This is a genomic window from Pseudomonas sp. P7779 (assembly GCF_013386315.1).
GTDB lineage: Bacteria > Pseudomonadota > Gammaproteobacteria > Pseudomonadales > Pseudomonadaceae > Aquipseudomonas.
Map to the genome: position 1 here is coordinate 26,224 of NZ_JACARZ010000004.1, position 13,803 is coordinate 40,026.

Annotated in this window: 12 protein-coding genes and 5 pseudogenes; 5 read left to right on the plus strand and 12 right to left on the minus strand. The window is 49.8% G+C overall.

Translation table 11 applies throughout. The features are described from left to right. Nucleotides 1-6 precede the first annotated feature (6 nt). Entirely contained in the window at nt 7-996 is a 990-nt protein-coding gene (locus tag HX869_RS01355; RefSeq protein WP_178902649.1) for a hypothetical protein, read from the plus strand. On the opposite strand, the gene HX869_RS01360 is transcribed toward HX869_RS01355, so the two are convergent. Together HX869_RS01360 and HX869_RS01365 are read right to left on the minus strand one after the other, a co-directional pair. Next, nucleotides 968-1,651, minus strand: coding sequence for an SOS response-associated peptidase (locus HX869_RS01360; protein WP_178902650.1), 684 nt, complete (start codon nt 1,649-1,651; stop codon nt 968-970). The two genes, HX869_RS01355 and HX869_RS01360, sit on opposite strands and share 29 nt — an antisense overlap. 28 nt (nt 1,652-1,679) lie before the next feature. After that, entirely contained in the window at nt 1,680-2,018 is a 339-nt protein-coding gene (locus HX869_RS01365; protein ID WP_178902651.1) for a hypothetical protein, read from the minus strand. A gap of 1,291 nt (nt 2,019-3,309) precedes the next feature. On the opposite strand from HX869_RS01365, the gene HX869_RS01370 reads away from it, so the two are divergent. After that, nucleotides 3,310-4,323 (plus strand): hypothetical protein, encoded by a 1,014-nt coding sequence (locus tag HX869_RS01370; RefSeq protein ID WP_178902652.1) that lies wholly within the window; start codon nt 3,310-3,312, stop codon nt 4,321-4,323. Nucleotides 4,324-4,558: 235 nt separating this feature from the next. Here HX869_RS01370 and HX869_RS01375 read toward each other — a convergent pair. Continuing rightward, nucleotides 4,559-5,432, minus strand: a pseudogene (locus HX869_RS01375) (tyrosine-type recombinase/integrase); the annotation flags it as partial. Nucleotide 5,433: 1 nt separating this feature from the next. Between HX869_RS01375 and HX869_RS01380 the strand changes: the two are divergent. Beyond that, nucleotides 5,434-6,063, plus strand: a pseudogene (locus HX869_RS01380) (hypothetical protein); the annotation flags it as partial. Between the two features lie 83 nt (nt 6,064-6,146). Next, nucleotides 6,147-7,514, plus strand: coding sequence for a HEPN domain-containing protein (locus HX869_RS01385; RefSeq protein ID WP_178902653.1), 1,368 nt, complete (start codon nt 6,147-6,149; stop codon nt 7,512-7,514). Between the two features lie 83 nt (nt 7,515-7,597). Here the strand turns inward: HX869_RS01385 and HX869_RS31770 are convergent. From HX869_RS31770 to HX869_RS31475, 4 genes and pseudogenes are all read right to left on the minus strand, one after another. Further along, nucleotides 7,598-7,884, minus strand: a pseudogene (locus HX869_RS31770) (hypothetical protein). Between the two features lie 56 nt (nt 7,885-7,940). Beyond that, entirely contained in the window at nt 7,941-8,147 is a 207-nt protein-coding gene (locus tag HX869_RS31395; protein WP_256736743.1) for a hypothetical protein, read from the minus strand. A gap of 567 nt (nt 8,148-8,714) precedes the next feature. Next, nucleotides 8,715-9,602, minus strand: coding sequence for a hypothetical protein (locus tag HX869_RS01390; RefSeq protein ID WP_178902654.1), 888 nt, complete (start codon nt 9,600-9,602; stop codon nt 8,715-8,717). A gap of 35 nt (nt 9,603-9,637) precedes the next feature. Further along, nucleotides 9,638-9,853 (minus strand): annotated as a pseudogene (locus HX869_RS31475) (hypothetical protein). A gap of 731 nt (nt 9,854-10,584) precedes the next feature. On the opposite strand from HX869_RS31475, the gene HX869_RS01395 reads away from it, so the two are divergent. Continuing rightward, nucleotides 10,585-10,908 carry a DUF2442 domain-containing protein gene (locus tag HX869_RS01395; RefSeq protein WP_178902655.1) on the plus strand — a complete coding sequence of 108 codons (324 nt, stop codon included), beginning with the start codon at nt 10,585-10,587 and terminating at the stop codon, nt 10,906-10,908. Nucleotides 10,909-11,008: 100 nt separating this feature from the next. On the opposite strand, the gene HX869_RS01400 is transcribed toward HX869_RS01395, so the two are convergent. From HX869_RS01400 to HX869_RS01420, 5 genes and pseudogenes are all read right to left on the minus strand, one after another. After that, nucleotides 11,009-11,278, minus strand: coding sequence for a short-chain dehydrogenase (locus tag HX869_RS01400; RefSeq protein WP_177083887.1), 270 nt, complete (start codon nt 11,276-11,278; stop codon nt 11,009-11,011). Nucleotides 11,279-11,611: 333 nt separating this feature from the next. Continuing rightward, nucleotides 11,612-11,965, minus strand: coding sequence for a gamma-glutamylcyclotransferase family protein (locus tag HX869_RS01405; protein WP_178902656.1), 354 nt, complete (start codon nt 11,963-11,965; stop codon nt 11,612-11,614). 18 nt (nt 11,966-11,983) lie between these two features. After that, nucleotides 11,984-12,591 (minus strand): annotated as a pseudogene (locus HX869_RS01410) (M24 family metallopeptidase). Between the two features lie 211 nt (nt 12,592-12,802). After that, nucleotides 12,803-13,078, minus strand: coding sequence for a hypothetical protein (locus HX869_RS31775; protein WP_161635744.1), 276 nt, complete (start codon nt 13,076-13,078; stop codon nt 12,803-12,805). 114 nt (nt 13,079-13,192) lie between these two features. Further along, complete coding sequence (locus HX869_RS01420) at nt 13,193-13,771, minus strand: DUF4337 domain-containing protein (RefSeq protein WP_178902657.1); 579 nt, start codon at nt 13,769-13,771, stop codon at nt 13,193-13,195. Between the last annotated feature and the right edge of the window lie 32 nt (nt 13,772-13,803).

The following is a 13,803-nucleotide window of genomic DNA, read 5'->3' on the forward strand; positions in this document are numbered from 1 at the left end:
AAAAAATTGAAGGTCTCAATTTTCTTAGGCAGCGCTATTGGTGGTTTGCTATCGGTATTGATTTTGGTGCTCGCTTTTCGCGCTTTTGACCATGATATAGATGTGGTTTTTGGGGGCGGTGGTGCACAAGACGTGGATCTATTGACCGCAGTTGTTTTGCCATTACTTTCGACTTTTTTCGGTGCAATGGCGGGTTCCTACTATACATATAGGTTGCAAGTAAGGACTAAGGGGCACGAGGCGGTTCAAAGGGAAATATACCTATTGCGCCAAGCCAGTCTAGCGTTACAGTCCCAGTTGAATGATTTGGCCGGAATAAAGAAGGTAATGGTGCTGCCGTATCGAAACGATTCGCTTAGGGCGCTGAGCTTACCTATCACTATTGGTTCTGTTGGTGTGACGGAAAGAGTTGATCAGGATGTGGCTATACCCTTAATTAAGTTAAATGAAGCGGATCTATTGCTTAGAGTGCAGTTTTCTGAAAAGACCTACCTAAATACTCTTGAGTTGCAGCAGTCATACCACCGACTCTCTAAGGAATACTCTGAGAAACTAAAATCTGAAGGTATCGACCAGTTCGACGTTTCATCGCTTACTTTCAAGACCAAGATCGTCGGTGGTGCAATGATTGCCCAGTTGTATGTGACTGGGGAAGCGTTGATAGACGCATTGGATGGCGGTATTGAAGACATTATGACCGCGCTAAACGGCCTTTCAAGAGTTTATAAAGAAAATTATAGTAGTGGGCAATTTCAGTTTATATCTGTCGTACCTTTCGAATCATCAGCTGAAGTTTTCGCGAAAGTTCCGCAGCCCATCATTAAAGATGTGAAGTCATTAATGGAATTGGCTAGGTATTACCCCAAGTATTATGATCCGGGTTCGGACGAAGTTATTCCAATCGCACGACTTGCTAAGCCAAACTGGCGCTCTCCGTTCTATAAAGCAGTTAGCTACAGACATTACGTCAGTAACGCAGAGGCTCAATCAAACTAGCGCCGTTGTTCCTGGCGTTGCCAACAGCGGTACTTACCTTGAACCAATCAAAGGTCTCAGCCGGTTCTCCTTGGTGCAACACCATCTGCTCGGCACGGTCCTTGGGCGTTGTCGGGTCCAACCATTCACGGGCCAGTTCCGGGTTCAGCACCACGGGTCTTCTGTCATGAATGTCCAACATTCCGCCTGCACTATCGGCCGTGATGATGACGAAACCGTCATGCTCGCCTGGGCCTTCATCGGTATTCGGTAACTGTCCGATAGAGGCGCAGAATATCGGCGCACCGTCTCGCCGGCGTATTAGGTAGGGCTGCTTCTTGGGGCCACCGTCATCCACCCATTCAAACCAGTTGTCGATAGGCGTGATTGCCCGGTGCGGCCAGATCGCACGGTAGAAGGGGCCGTGGGCCACCTTCTCGACGCGGGCATTGATCGGCGCGGCGCGATCCTTGGCCCAGTGCGGCCGCCATCCCCAGTGCACCAGTTCGGTGCGCAGCATGTCGCCCTGCAGGTGGAGCAGGGCGACTTGGGTTGTCGGGGCGACGTTGTAGCGCTCAAGTGGCAATTCACCGACCGAGTTCGCCAGGGCATTGGGCATGTTCAGCGCCGCAACGAAGTCGTGGATGCCGCTGTACTGGGAAAGTCTTCCGCACATGGTTGAGCCCTCAATCTGAAACCTGAGCTTAGACGATGGTTTTTGGTCGAGTGACGAGGCCATCGAGCAGCTCTTTCAGCTGATCCGCTCGTTTCTTGTCAGCTCTTGATGAGGTCGTCAGGTCGTTGATCTGTTTGCGCATGGCGGCGGCTTCAGTACTTCTCTCGGAGAGGTATCCCCGGAACTGCGTCTTGACTGCCTCGGCCTCAGCCAGCATTTGCACCAAGCCATGAATATCCTCCCTCGCTTTGCGCAGCTGCAGGTTCAGTTCCTGGATCTCATTCTCCAGTAGGCGGGCGTGCTGTTTGTGCATTTCTAGAGGCGTGGGGATGCCAAGCCATCCGCAGGTTTCTTCGTCGATGTTCATGGGGGGTAGTTCCGATTGCTGTATGTGCATACAGTAATCGAGCTTGGCAAGTTGTGGGACTTTGGGCGACGAGCTGTAGGAGGTTGGGCCAGTGGCACGCTACGTCGCGCAATTCGGGGAGTTGACGTGCTACATGTGGGGCTATGACGTGCTTCATGACCTGGCGCGCGCCGTCGTCCCCCCACCGCGCCTGCGGGCTAAATGGGTCGTTTTTTCTGCGCCCCTGCGGACCACTCCCGGCGGCTTAGGCTGGGCGCTTGCTCGGCGTTGTGGGGAGGTTGAAAGCCTGCGGAACCCTGCACTGAGGGGGTATTTCTTCGAACGGTCTGGATGCGTCGCTGTGCAGGTAGAGGGGGGGTATTTCAAAAAGAGTAATTTCAGTAACCATGTCTGGGCAATGGGCTGGAGGCCGCGTATTCCGTGGGGATCGGTATTACAAAAAGGAGTAACAGAGAAGTAATTGAAAAGGTAATTTTCTGCCAATCTATTGTTTTTAAAGGGTTTTTATAAAAATGAGAATTACGTTTATAAAGAGTAATCAGATTACTTCAATATTACTTAAAAATTACCTTTTGGCCGAAATGCAAAACCCTTTAATTTCAATGGCTTGAGCGTAAAAAATGGTCAAGGTTACTTATGTTACTCTTTTTTTTGCCCCCTCTAGATTTCGAATTCCAGCCCCCTATACGTGTGATGCACACGCGTACTGAGGTGCATGCTGATGCTCGTGGGAATGGCGTGGGAATGCTTTTGCGCAACTGGCACCCCTGGAGCCCTTGTATTCCGGGGCGTCGGCCGCGAGATTGAGGGTGCGGGTACTTTCGAATCTCTCCTTCACCGCCACATTAAGTAAACACAAACCCCTGGTTTTCCTAGAGAAAGCCGGGGGTTTGTGGTTTTTGGCGTCTGAAAAATGGCCATATGGGACAGATCTGGGACAGATACTGCTTTGCGAGGCGGTATGAAATGCGCGTTGTGCGATTCGATGGCTTTCTGAAGAGGTTATCCACCTCTGTCGGAAGACTATCCGGTTGGTAAGTGATTTTACTTTCTCTACTGACGCTGACCGTGGCTCTAATTTTTTGTAGTGAAGCACTGACAGTCGTGCATACAATTGGCCATCATTCACGCAAGGAGTGATAACGATGTCTTTTGAGGAAGATTCAGACATTGCACAGGCCTAGGGCTTGGTGGATTTTTGAATTTTAGTAGATTTTATGAGTTGTACACAGTATTGAGATTCAAGTGAGCTGAGAGTTTAGTGTTCAAATAATTGGATAGAGGGATGGTTATGCAGGAAGCCTTAAGTTTTTCAGCGTTTGCGAATAAAATCGATGATTTGTATGGTGCAGTAAATAAGGGGAGAGATTTTGAATACATGTATTCTTATCTCTGTAGAAATAGCTCGTATTTGTCTAGGTCTATACTTCGTGATGGTGATTCAAAGCTCTTCTTTGCGAAAGCATTTTCATGGATTTTCTCTGTCGCGGGGAAGATGGAAGTCGATTTGGGAACTGCATTCAGGAAGAAATTTCCAGGAGTTTGCCCTTATTGCCTAGGTTTGCCTTGCCAATGTAATGAGACACATAGGGCGCCGATTAATAATCTCCCTGCTTATGCCGTAAGGGGGGAGCTGAACGATAAGTATAATACTGATACAAATGCTTCTAAAGAGTTGACCTTGGAAAAGGCCATCATAAGAATTGGGTCGATTTATCCTGCAAATAAAGCAATATGGAAAGCTTTCGGTAGCTTTTACCATTTCTCAAGACTCTTTGAAGAACTTGGAGAGGTTCACGAAGCTTACTCAAGCTATAAGAAAACCGGCGAGAAGCTTAATTTTGAAGAAGAACTGGCTGACGCTACTGCTTGGCTGTTATCCGCTTGGGGTATATATTACAAAGAGGAGTCTCTATCTGATTGGTTGATGGATTACTATATGGATGGCTGTCCTGTATGTAAAAAGCCTGCATGTGCATGCAAAGAATACTCCGATCGACCGCAAATGATTTCTGATAAAGCAAGTCTTGAGGAGGTTAAGTTAAGGATCGTTGAGTTAATTGGTTTGGATCCGGCCTTGAAAGATGAGATTAATGAATTATTGCAGTCAATGGATCAAGCAATAGCTACAACATCTACAGTGGATGCAAAACAAGCAGTTGGCAGCGTCAAGAGAACCTTGGGAAAACTGTTCGATGCGATAAGGACTGCCGGCGATGTGACCGATAACGCAAGCAAGGTGGCATCTAATATTCAGACCATTTTGGCGAGGATTGATGATCTTAAATCTTTTTGGCCTGGCTAAGGGATTGGGTTGAATTGGCGCAAATTCATTATGCTTTTTAAGTCGAGTTGCGCTATGAAAGCCCGCTGATTGGCGGGCTTTCACGAAAGAAGCGTGAGCTATAAATTCATTATTCAGTGGGGTTCTGTAGTTTTTTATTTGATGTGCATGTTGTCATTGATGGTAAGGAGTGTTGTATGCCTGTGACGCCTGTAAACTGTCAATTAGGTTGATGTTCTATCTAGGATTTTACTTGCTATAGGTTTAATGCTAGCTGCAGCATCCCAACAACATCCGGCCCATCCTCATTAATCCACGTTCCATAATGCTGACGAATCATGTTCCCATTGGTATGTCCCATCTGTTCCGCGATCCAGTCTATCGACGCTATCCCCGTGGTCAGCAGCTGACTGGCGTACGTGTGCCGGCACTGACCAGGTCCACGATATCGAACCCCGGCCGCGAGCAAGTGAGCCTTGAAAAATCTGTCCCGCACCACGAAGTCGCTGACGTGCGGCAGGCCGCTTTTCGTATTCAGGAAGACGAAGTGCAGCTTATGTTGCCGCACGGTTTTGTCGTCTCGTTCAACGATATCAACGGTTTCCGCCTTCTTTTTTCGATTCAACGCATCGATCTTCTGCAACGCATCTCACGCCGGGGCGAGCAGGCGAACCTTCCGCGTCGATCGACGGGTTTTCGTCACTCGATAAGCCCCGCGCACCTTGGAACGACGGAATGTCACCGTGCCTTGCTCCAGGTCGACATCCTCCCAGGCCAGGGCGATGGTCTCGGACACCCGGGGGCCGGCCCATATCATGAACTGAACCATCAGCAGTTCTTGCGTGCGGTTGGTGTGCGTTTCCAGGATCTGTTTGATTTCCGCCCGGGTGAACGGATCCGGTACTTCGGGATCTGGCAGGCGCACCATCAAACCCTCGGTCGGGTCATGCGCCACTTTCATCCTGGTGCGATACAGCCTGAACATGGCGCACGTTGCTGATGATGTCGCGGATTGTCTTGTTTTTGAGCGTTTTCGACAGGGTTACCTGTATCCATTCCTGCAGATCCAAGTGGTCGATACTGTGGATCTGTACTTTCCCCCAGCGTGGCCTGACATGAACCTCTGCCTCGAGCATGCCCAGCGTCCCGAAAGGTGACCAGGTGTGGCAGCACAGCGAGGCCTGTCAGCAGCGCGTCGATGCAGACGGCAACTGGCTGCGCCAAACGGACGGCAAGATCCTGGACAAGGCGATCGAGCGGGAAGTAGAGGCGATGGGCAACACCGAGCGGTTCCAGAGCCACAACAGGACCGTGGACGATCATTCAACCGAGTCGGTAGGGGGCATCAAAACGCTTGAAGCCCTGGGCGCGCTTAAGCTGCTGTCGGGCGGGTCCGCGAGTCTGGCGGCTGTAGACGATCTGCACCAGGCCACTGGCCGTGACCTAAACCTCGTGGTCGGGCAGAAGCATAACGCTGCGGTGGGTGGTGACATGCAGGAAAGGATTCAGGGCCCCCGCAGGAGCGTGGCGGGAGTCAGTCAGCAGATGCAGGCGCCGAAGAACTGGATTGGGTCCGGAACGGTGAACCTGTTTCAGGTGGTGTGCGACATGCTCGACCTGTTGCAGCAGATGAACACGCAACTAGCGGCACACACACACGTACCAGGACCAACGCCGAGCCCGACCGATGCGGCGGCATTCACAGCTAAGGCTCAGCAAGCACTGATGCTGTCCGCAAAACCTAAGTCTATTACCCTTTAACCAACCGGAGCCGCAAGGCACTTTGCGTTTTTCATGACTACAGCACAATATGATGCTCAGTCTAGGACACTCGGTGCGCGCTCATGTTCGATACAGTTAAAGAGCTGGAACTACACAAAGAATATTTTTTTGAAGTATTTTATCGCGAGGGCAACTCTGGTTATGCGGCCACGCTTCATTTAACCCCGGGGCTGATAAAATTTAAAGTTACGTCTGAGCGAGATTTTTCGCTGTCTTGGGATGCGACCGAAGCTAGGTGCGACAACCATAGGAATGTATTTTTACTTAAAGGGCTTTACTGTGTTGGAGTGAAGTCAGTGGTAATTAATCACATGCCATATGTTGGGTTGAAGGAAATTGAGTTTACCGTTGAAAGTGTAATTTTTTGCCCTAATCAACCTCCACAAAATGGCGTTTTTGAATCAATAGATATAGCCTCTACAACAATAAATGAATGGGTGGGTTATACCACTACGCAACAGAAGATATTCGATGCAAGTTATAATCGCGAAGATGTAGAGCCACTACTGGTCGAGTTCTCTACTCCTGCAAACGAGCATGACGAGATAGGTGTGCGTTACAATGCGACGTCCCGTCAGTCTCATTTATTGTATGAGCATGGATTTACCTTTCCACCCTCACTATTTTATTTGTTCGGTTCGGGGGGGCATGTTGCTGACCCGTATTCAACTTACCTTCGTATCTACAATCTATTAGCTTTCCTGACCGGCACAGAACCCTCCGTCCAAACTGTGACGCTCAATTACGATCTTTATGGCTATCGCCAAAAAGGCTACCTCTACTGCATGAATAACAGTTTGAAACCTAAAAGATCAGATCTTTATGCCATGTTTCCCCTTGGGATGAACCCCCGGTTTGATGACTGGGGTATTGCGCCATTTCCCATGTCTTCTTTCGAGTTGTATTTTAATCCAGAGTCCGATCTTCCTGATTTTTTAGAGAAGTACGTCAAGTATCGAAATATGGCGAATGTCGAGGATAGACTGCTGGGTTACTTTAGGTTGCTTGAAAAGCACAGCTATAACAGGAAGTATTATCTTTCCGAGGGTTTGTTTGTACGATTCTCCCGGCTTGCAAAAGGCTGGGTAAAGGGCAATACCTCGTTGAGCGCCAAGCAGATCAAAAGTTTTGAGGGTGGGCTTAAAAGGTTTAATGGTCAAAAATACAACACTGAGAAATGTCTCAGTGATTTTCTTTCTTCGTTGCCTGAGTCGATTCAAAAAAATTTGGGGGTCACTAAAGATTTATTATCGAAAATTTGCACTCTTCGGAATAATATTACACATGCAAATAAATATAATATCGAAGATAATAAGTTGCACTTATTTGCTGCTCATGTTCATCATCTGCTTATTTTTGCAACTTTAGAAAAGTTGGGTGTTGTTCTAGCAGATGTTACAAATATTACTAATCGCCTCAGGAATTATTGACTGTATCTGAACTGGAGTGGAATTAAGTTTCGATGGTCGGAAGTGGTTTTCTCGACTGTCCGCACTGCAAAGAGGAAATTCGTCTACTCTAAACGGCACCACCATGACTGGGCATAAGCGCACCCATCGATGTACTCAATCCCGCTATGCACAAAACCGGTAATGGCCTTCACTGCCAGTGTTGCGGCCAGCAGCGGCGGCAAAGGATCCGGGTCGAGAGACATGCCCACCTCAACGCGAGCCATGTTCGCGCTTCGACCGAGCTCTACGCTGTTAACCGAGTTAACCATTACGTTGCCTGGTAGCGGCTCCGCTCCTGAGGAGTCAGGGCCACCCCTTGGCGCCGCATAGGGGTAATAAGCATACGCATGCGTTAATCCGCTTAATCACCGTTGTGACAATCAATCAGTGCTTCTACTGCATAGGCTAGGCACCGTCGGCCTGCTCCAAGAGATCGCTGAGATCGTCACGGTTGATCAACTGAAGGCGGAGCAGGGTGTGAGCCTGAATAAGTAGTGTCTTGTGGTGACGACCAGGGTTTTCGAGCAGGGCGGCTTCGTCCCGCAGAATTAATTCCCACTGCGCAATTGTGCTGCTTCTATCACTCGAAACTGCCAAATGCTCCGCGTTCATAGGATAGCCTCTGAATCTATCTGAAAATACTGTATGAATGAGCAGTGTAGCGATTTAAAGGAAGAGGCAACGCCGATCCGATGAAACGAGATCGAGGCGGGGAGAGGTGCGCTGGCAAATTCCCTTGAATGAAGAAAAAAACTTGTGAAAAAGCACTTATCCCCCTCCCGCCGACGGGGTTTGCGTCTGTTTTTTGTGCAGAGCTGAACTTAGTGCAAACGAACCTGCAGCCCTGGAGCGCCGGGGCGCTCTGCATATGATTGGCGATTTCACAAATGTAACGTGATGATGAGAAATGCAGCGAGATTGCACAGCGGTGCATCTGGCGATCATCGCAGGAGACCCAATGGAACCGCTGGTTTCATTAAGGAAAATGTTTGAGACTGTGAGCTTTCAACATTGTGTCCTATCTTTTGTTGGCGTTGGTTAGCTGCAACCGACGAAGCCGTGGCCACAAGCCCACGACTGGCGTGGGCGGATGCATATTTGATGTTTAGTATAAAATGAATTCGTTTCTAAAAACTTCAGTTCAATCAATGTTATAGTGGCTAAGTGGAGTGTTGATGTTCATATACAGTACTTTCCGCTATTGCGAAGTTTGTTTAGCTGTGTCTCAACTCTTCTGTAGACATTCTCGAAGCGTTTGATGTTTTGTGGCAGTTGCTCCGTTATGAAGTAAATGTCAAAGTATTTGCTTAGTAATTTTTCTCTATTTGCTTTTCGAATCATTCGAAGGAGCGCGCCAGTGCCTAGCCGTTTTTTACCCAAAGATTTTCTCTCTCTAAAAATCACCTTCGCCCTTTCTCGAGCAGTTTGTAAATTGCAGTGCTCTTTGATGTAACCTATTATTAAGTTCTCAAACCATTGTTCTGCTGGTTTTGAAAGCCAGCGGCCGTGACTTAATCGACATTGAGATATTGCTGTAATTGCTGGCCCCATATTGTGCTCACTAAAAAGCGCAGAATAAAAAACTCTAAAGCCGCCCATGACCTCCGAGACATCAACCTTTTCAGTGGGGGCAACTAGGCACCAGCACGGCGCAGGTTCGATCGCCTGCATTTGCTCTAGAAAATAGGCGCCATAGCATGCTGAGAATACAGCCAATAGATTAAATCGACTGGATATGTTTAATGGAAGCAGCGCCGCAGATAGTTCCTTCCAACTTAAAGTGCTACTGTTCTCAAACTCTAAGCCATCCACTGGGCAGCCATGACAATCTACATGGAGGAGAGGTATTTCGCCGGATTCTGCTTCGCGTGTGAGTTCTTTCAGTGCCTCTAAAAAACCAATCGCAGAACTGCATGATATGACCTGTATCGGAATGTTGTAGCGTTCAGATTGTTCTATCAATGATGTGACGTATTCGGAAAGATACCTTCCAGTTTCGATTTCATGTGGTTCTAGTGATTGAATTATCACAATCTTATTGAAGGTGAATCCCACTAATGGTGCCATTTTTAATCCTGTTGAATTGCTAAGAGAGTGGGTTGTTAATCGATCTCGGGTCCTTTTAGTCGAGCAATACATTGTCTAATATGGCCCGCATTCTCACCTAAGGTGGCTAATGCCCCCCGCACGTTTTCGCCGATATCATCTAAGCCTTATTGCTCCACACAAAGCGTAAGCTCCATCACAGCGGGCTCAAGTGCCAGTTGATTTTCATAAATTCTCTCAAGTACATCAGCGAACGAATACTCTTGCGTCATACGAAGGTTCCTATCGTGAACTCTCAGACTAGCCTCAAGCTGCAGGATTCGCCTCACAGACGGCTATTTTGGAACCAGGGCTGGGAAAAAGGTAATTGTGGTTAGGTAAGGCTCTAAAGCCGCTGCAGCCCAAGTAGTCCGTGGGTTTGAGGTATTAACTTGAGGGGTAATATTTGGCAATGGTAAAGGTAATATTCGCCCGAGTGTCCGGTTTTGCTGGGGATTGAGCTTGTCAGGAATTACCCGAGGAAAAGGTAATGACCTAACCTATAAATTACTAAATTATTACCTCTCTAAATATCTTTCAACCTATTGAAATTAAAGATATTTTATCTTTTTTATCAAGCGTATTACCAATATTACCTTTTTCCCATGCCTCAACATAAACCGGTCGGTTTGCCGTTTTTTTACCCCTCTCAACCCTCGCGCACTAACTTGGTGCAAAAGCCATGGGACTGCCATGGGACTGAGAATGCCGTTTTTTTGGAGAGGAAACATCGCTGCAGCCCGCGTAAGACGGGTACTTGCATAGTGAAAGTGACTTTGCAGGTGGTTTCGAATCTCTCCTTCACCGCCAAGTTCGATGTGAACAAAACCCCTGGTTTCGAGAGAAATCAGGGGGTTGTGGTTTCTGGGGTTTGAATAGGTGGTTGTGCTCGGGAAAAATTTTCTCTAGCGTTAGCCCGTTGGCTAGAGGGTTCTGGAACGAATAAAACCGGAGGAGCTGACTTATGACTAGCAAGCTTCGCATCTCTGCTGTGCAACCAGTTGCCAGCAAGCATGCCATCGAAATTGAGTGGAACAACGACAAACGGCACACCGTTGATCTCACTGATCACATCAATATCTTTCCGCTTCTGAAGCCGCTTCAGGACTTGGCTCTATTTGGTCGGGGTGAAGTCGGCGAGTGGGGCTTTGACGTGACTTGGGGCAATGACCTTGAGTTGTCCGCTATCACCTTGCATCGTTTGGCACTGGAGCAGTCCGGCGAAGTCATGCTGACTGATTGCCAAGTATGTAGGGTTGGCGTGCAAGGGTTGGGAATACGAGCATAAGGCTCGTGGCACGCGTTGCGTTTAGGTGGGTAATGTTCGCAAGAAAGGGATGACTGATAGGTCGTCCCTTTTCCGTTTGTGCGGGATCAAGCAAATGGGTTTAGGCGTGCTGTGCCGCCATCCTCCGTCCAATGACATCCAGCAAATCACAACCATCACGCAACGGAATCGAACACAGCAGCGAAAAGTCACTGAGCACAACCGTATCGCTGCTGATCTCCGCGCGCAGTGCCAGATTTTCAAGAACTTGAGTAACAGCACGAATTCGATACCCAGCAGCGTCCAGCAAAACGTCCAGCGGCGCAGTGGTGTCTACAAAAAGGGCAGGTGTCTCGCAATCGTTGCTGGTGAGGGCCATGTATTGGTTCATATGTGATGTCCGTTCTCTTAATGGAGGAGAGCAGCCACACATTTGTCGCCAAACAAAAGGTGGCAGCCGTACGCGGGTTGGCGAACCGGAACAAGACGGACAATGCCGGCAGACCCGAAGGTCTCCCACGCACAGCTACCATTGGGTAGCTTATTGCGCGCAGGAGCATCCCGCAAATTAGCCGGGAAGCTTCTGCCGTCTTAGTAGTCGAGTCGCCAAACCCGGTCGCCATGTAGGCGACCGGCGAACTATATGCCCCCCCTCACAAACCCGGCAGGGCATGCCTTCCGATTGATCTGTAGGAAATCACTCCGATTGACCAGCTGCACGCTCTCAAGCCTGCACATACACCCAAGCCGTCAACCCCGAAGCCAGCCCCACCGAAACCCGCTTATAGTCCGACACCTCATACGCATCCGCCGCCGCCAGCTCCTGCTCGGTAATCTGAAACACCATCCCCTCAACACTGTCCTCATTCCGCCCGCTCGGCGAAACAATCGGATGATGGGTCTTGCCACTCGCAGCCAACACCTTGGGATCGGTAATCTCCACCCAGCGTTTTGAATACCCCAGCATCGCATCCTGCTGACCCACCAACTCCCGCCCAAAGTTGGACAGTTGCACGGCTTTGTCCTGCAACGTGCCGTAAGAAAACAACAGCACGGGAAATTCGGTCGAGCGTTCCATCTTTATTCCTTGAAAAAGTTAAGCCAGCAAATCTTCGTAAAACGCACCATAAGCCCCGCTCGGGTGCGCGATCTGTATCTCCAGAATCCACAGCCCTTCATTGGGATACTGGTCAAAGTCCCCAAGATCACCGCCACGATAAATCGCATGGGGGAAATCGCTGACGCGGTGCCCTTTGATGTCCAGGTTCAGCACCCAACCCATTTCCTTCGCTTGCTCTTCGGCAAAACGATACAGCTCCAGGCCGACGACTTTGTCGTTCCTCCAGCGCCGCTCAACCCAATCAAACAGCTCTTTTGCCGCGCTCGCACATGCCTTCATCTCGGGGTCGTTACCGGTGCTGAATGTCGCCCCCGCATCACCTTCATGACCTTGCCACACGGCGCCCATGTCGATGAAGTAGATGTCGTTTTCTCCCAGCACCGGGTCGCCGTCGGAGCGTTCCTTGAGGTCTTGAGGGTGTTGGCGCCAAAGCGCACCAGCAGGGGGTGCCAGATGCGCTGCATGTCGAGGTCGGCGAGGACTTTTTTGCCGAGTTCGCGGGCTTCGGATTCGAGCATGCCGGGGCGGATGAGCTTGGACAGCGCTTCGATGGCGCGCCAGGTCATGGCCTGTGCGTAGCGCATTGACTCGATGCTGTAGGCGACGCCCACAGCTTCCTTGGATGATTGTGCGGTCACCGGCTTTTCCTCGGCTTTATAGTGTCAGGCGTTATGCGTTTTACTATATAGCGAGTAGGTGTAGGACCCCAAGCGGATATGCCGGAATATCCCGATGTTTTCTGACGCGAGGGGCTGGTGAATATAAGTAAGTCTAGGAGGAGGGGGTATCAGATGGTCAGTAGAAGATTCCCGCAAGATTGCCCTTTTCTACGAATTCACGCGGCTCGCGTAAAATTTGCTCCAGAATTGAGAGTCTCGAGCTGCCTTCTTCGCGTAGAAGGGTACCGACGAGTAGGCCTCTTTTAAGCGTCGCGAGCCCTGCGCCCGCCTTTCGGCTTCCTGGATGCTCAAAGCTCCACTTTGCCAGATTTCCATCCAGAAGCTGTCGGCCCGCAGTGTCTCGGAAGGTTTTGTTTGCGAAGTCGTAATAAGCATTTCGTACCTCCGGCACGTTGCGAGCGATGGCGAGTTTTATAGTCGGTTTGGTTTGGTGATAGCTATCAGCGAAATACGACGATACGTGACGTCGTATTTCTGCTTTCGAGGGGCGATGAAAATCCAGCTCTCAAATATGCAACCACGCCATCCCACCCAACACCACACTCATGCCACCGGCGGTATAGGCCATGCGTTTCAACCACTCCTTCCTTGTCAGCAAGGTAATCGCCGCCAGCGAAATCGCGATCTGAATCGCGGTCATCGCCTGTGCCCAGCGGTGATGTTGATGCAATGCCTGCTCTGACTTTTCATCCCATTCCTTCGATGTGGCCTCGAGCTTTTCGGCCTGTTTGCGCACGTCTTCCTTCTGGGTTTTATAACGCTCGATCTCATCGGTGTAGTGCTTGGCGTCAACCCCCGGAATATGCGTCGCCAGCTCCGCAAGGTTCTGCCGGCTGGATTTGGCCTGGTAGTAGTTCCACTGGTTGGCGGCTTCGGTCTTGAAGATGGCGGCGTTGTTTTTGTCCATCGCCGCTTCGCTTTCGGTGGAGCCGGCCTGGTAGCTGAGCATGGCGCCGACGGTGGCCATGATGGCGGTCATCACGGCGATGCGGCTGGCGAAATTGTCTCCGCTGCGGTGGGCATGTTCGGTGGCGTGTTCGACGTGTTTTTCGTGGGGGCTGGGGACTTCGAAGGCTTCGGACATGGGGGCGTCTATGAAGGGTTTGAGGGACTCTG

What these genes read in the sequence shown, in the direction of transcription:
- HX869_RS01360 (WP_178902650.1), bottom strand. Translation starts at nt 1,651, where the DNA reads ATGTGCGGAAGACTTTCCCAGTACAGCGGCATCCACGACTTCGTTGCG.
- HX869_RS01365 (WP_178902651.1), bottom strand. Translation starts at nt 2,018, where the DNA reads ATGAACATCGACGAAGAAACCTGCGGATGGCTTGGCATCCCCACGCCT.
- HX869_RS01370 (WP_178902652.1), top strand. Translation starts at nt 3,310, where the DNA reads ATGCAGGAAGCCTTAAGTTTTTCAGCGTTTGCGAATAAAATCGATGAT.
- HX869_RS01385 (WP_178902653.1), top strand. Translation starts at nt 6,147, where the DNA reads ATGTTCGATACAGTTAAAGAGCTGGAACTACACAAAGAATATTTTTTT.
- HX869_RS31395 (WP_256736743.1), bottom strand. Translation starts at nt 8,147, where the DNA reads ATGAACGCGGAGCATTTGGCAGTTTCGAGTGATAGAAGCAGCACAATT.
- HX869_RS01390 (WP_178902654.1), bottom strand. Translation starts at nt 9,602, where the DNA reads ATGGCACCATTAGTGGGATTCACCTTCAATAAGATTGTGATAATTCAA.
- HX869_RS01395 (WP_178902655.1), top strand. Translation starts at nt 10,585, where the DNA reads ATGACTAGCAAGCTTCGCATCTCTGCTGTGCAACCAGTTGCCAGCAAG.
- HX869_RS01400 (WP_177083887.1), bottom strand. Translation starts at nt 11,278, where the DNA reads ATGAACCAATACATGGCCCTCACCAGCAACGATTGCGAGACACCTGCC.
- HX869_RS01405 (WP_178902656.1), bottom strand. Translation starts at nt 11,965, where the DNA reads ATGGAACGCTCGACCGAATTTCCCGTGCTGTTGTTTTCTTACGGCACG.
- HX869_RS01420 (WP_178902657.1), bottom strand. Translation starts at nt 13,771, where the DNA reads ATGTCCGAAGCCTTCGAAGTCCCCAGCCCCCACGAAAAACACGTCGAA.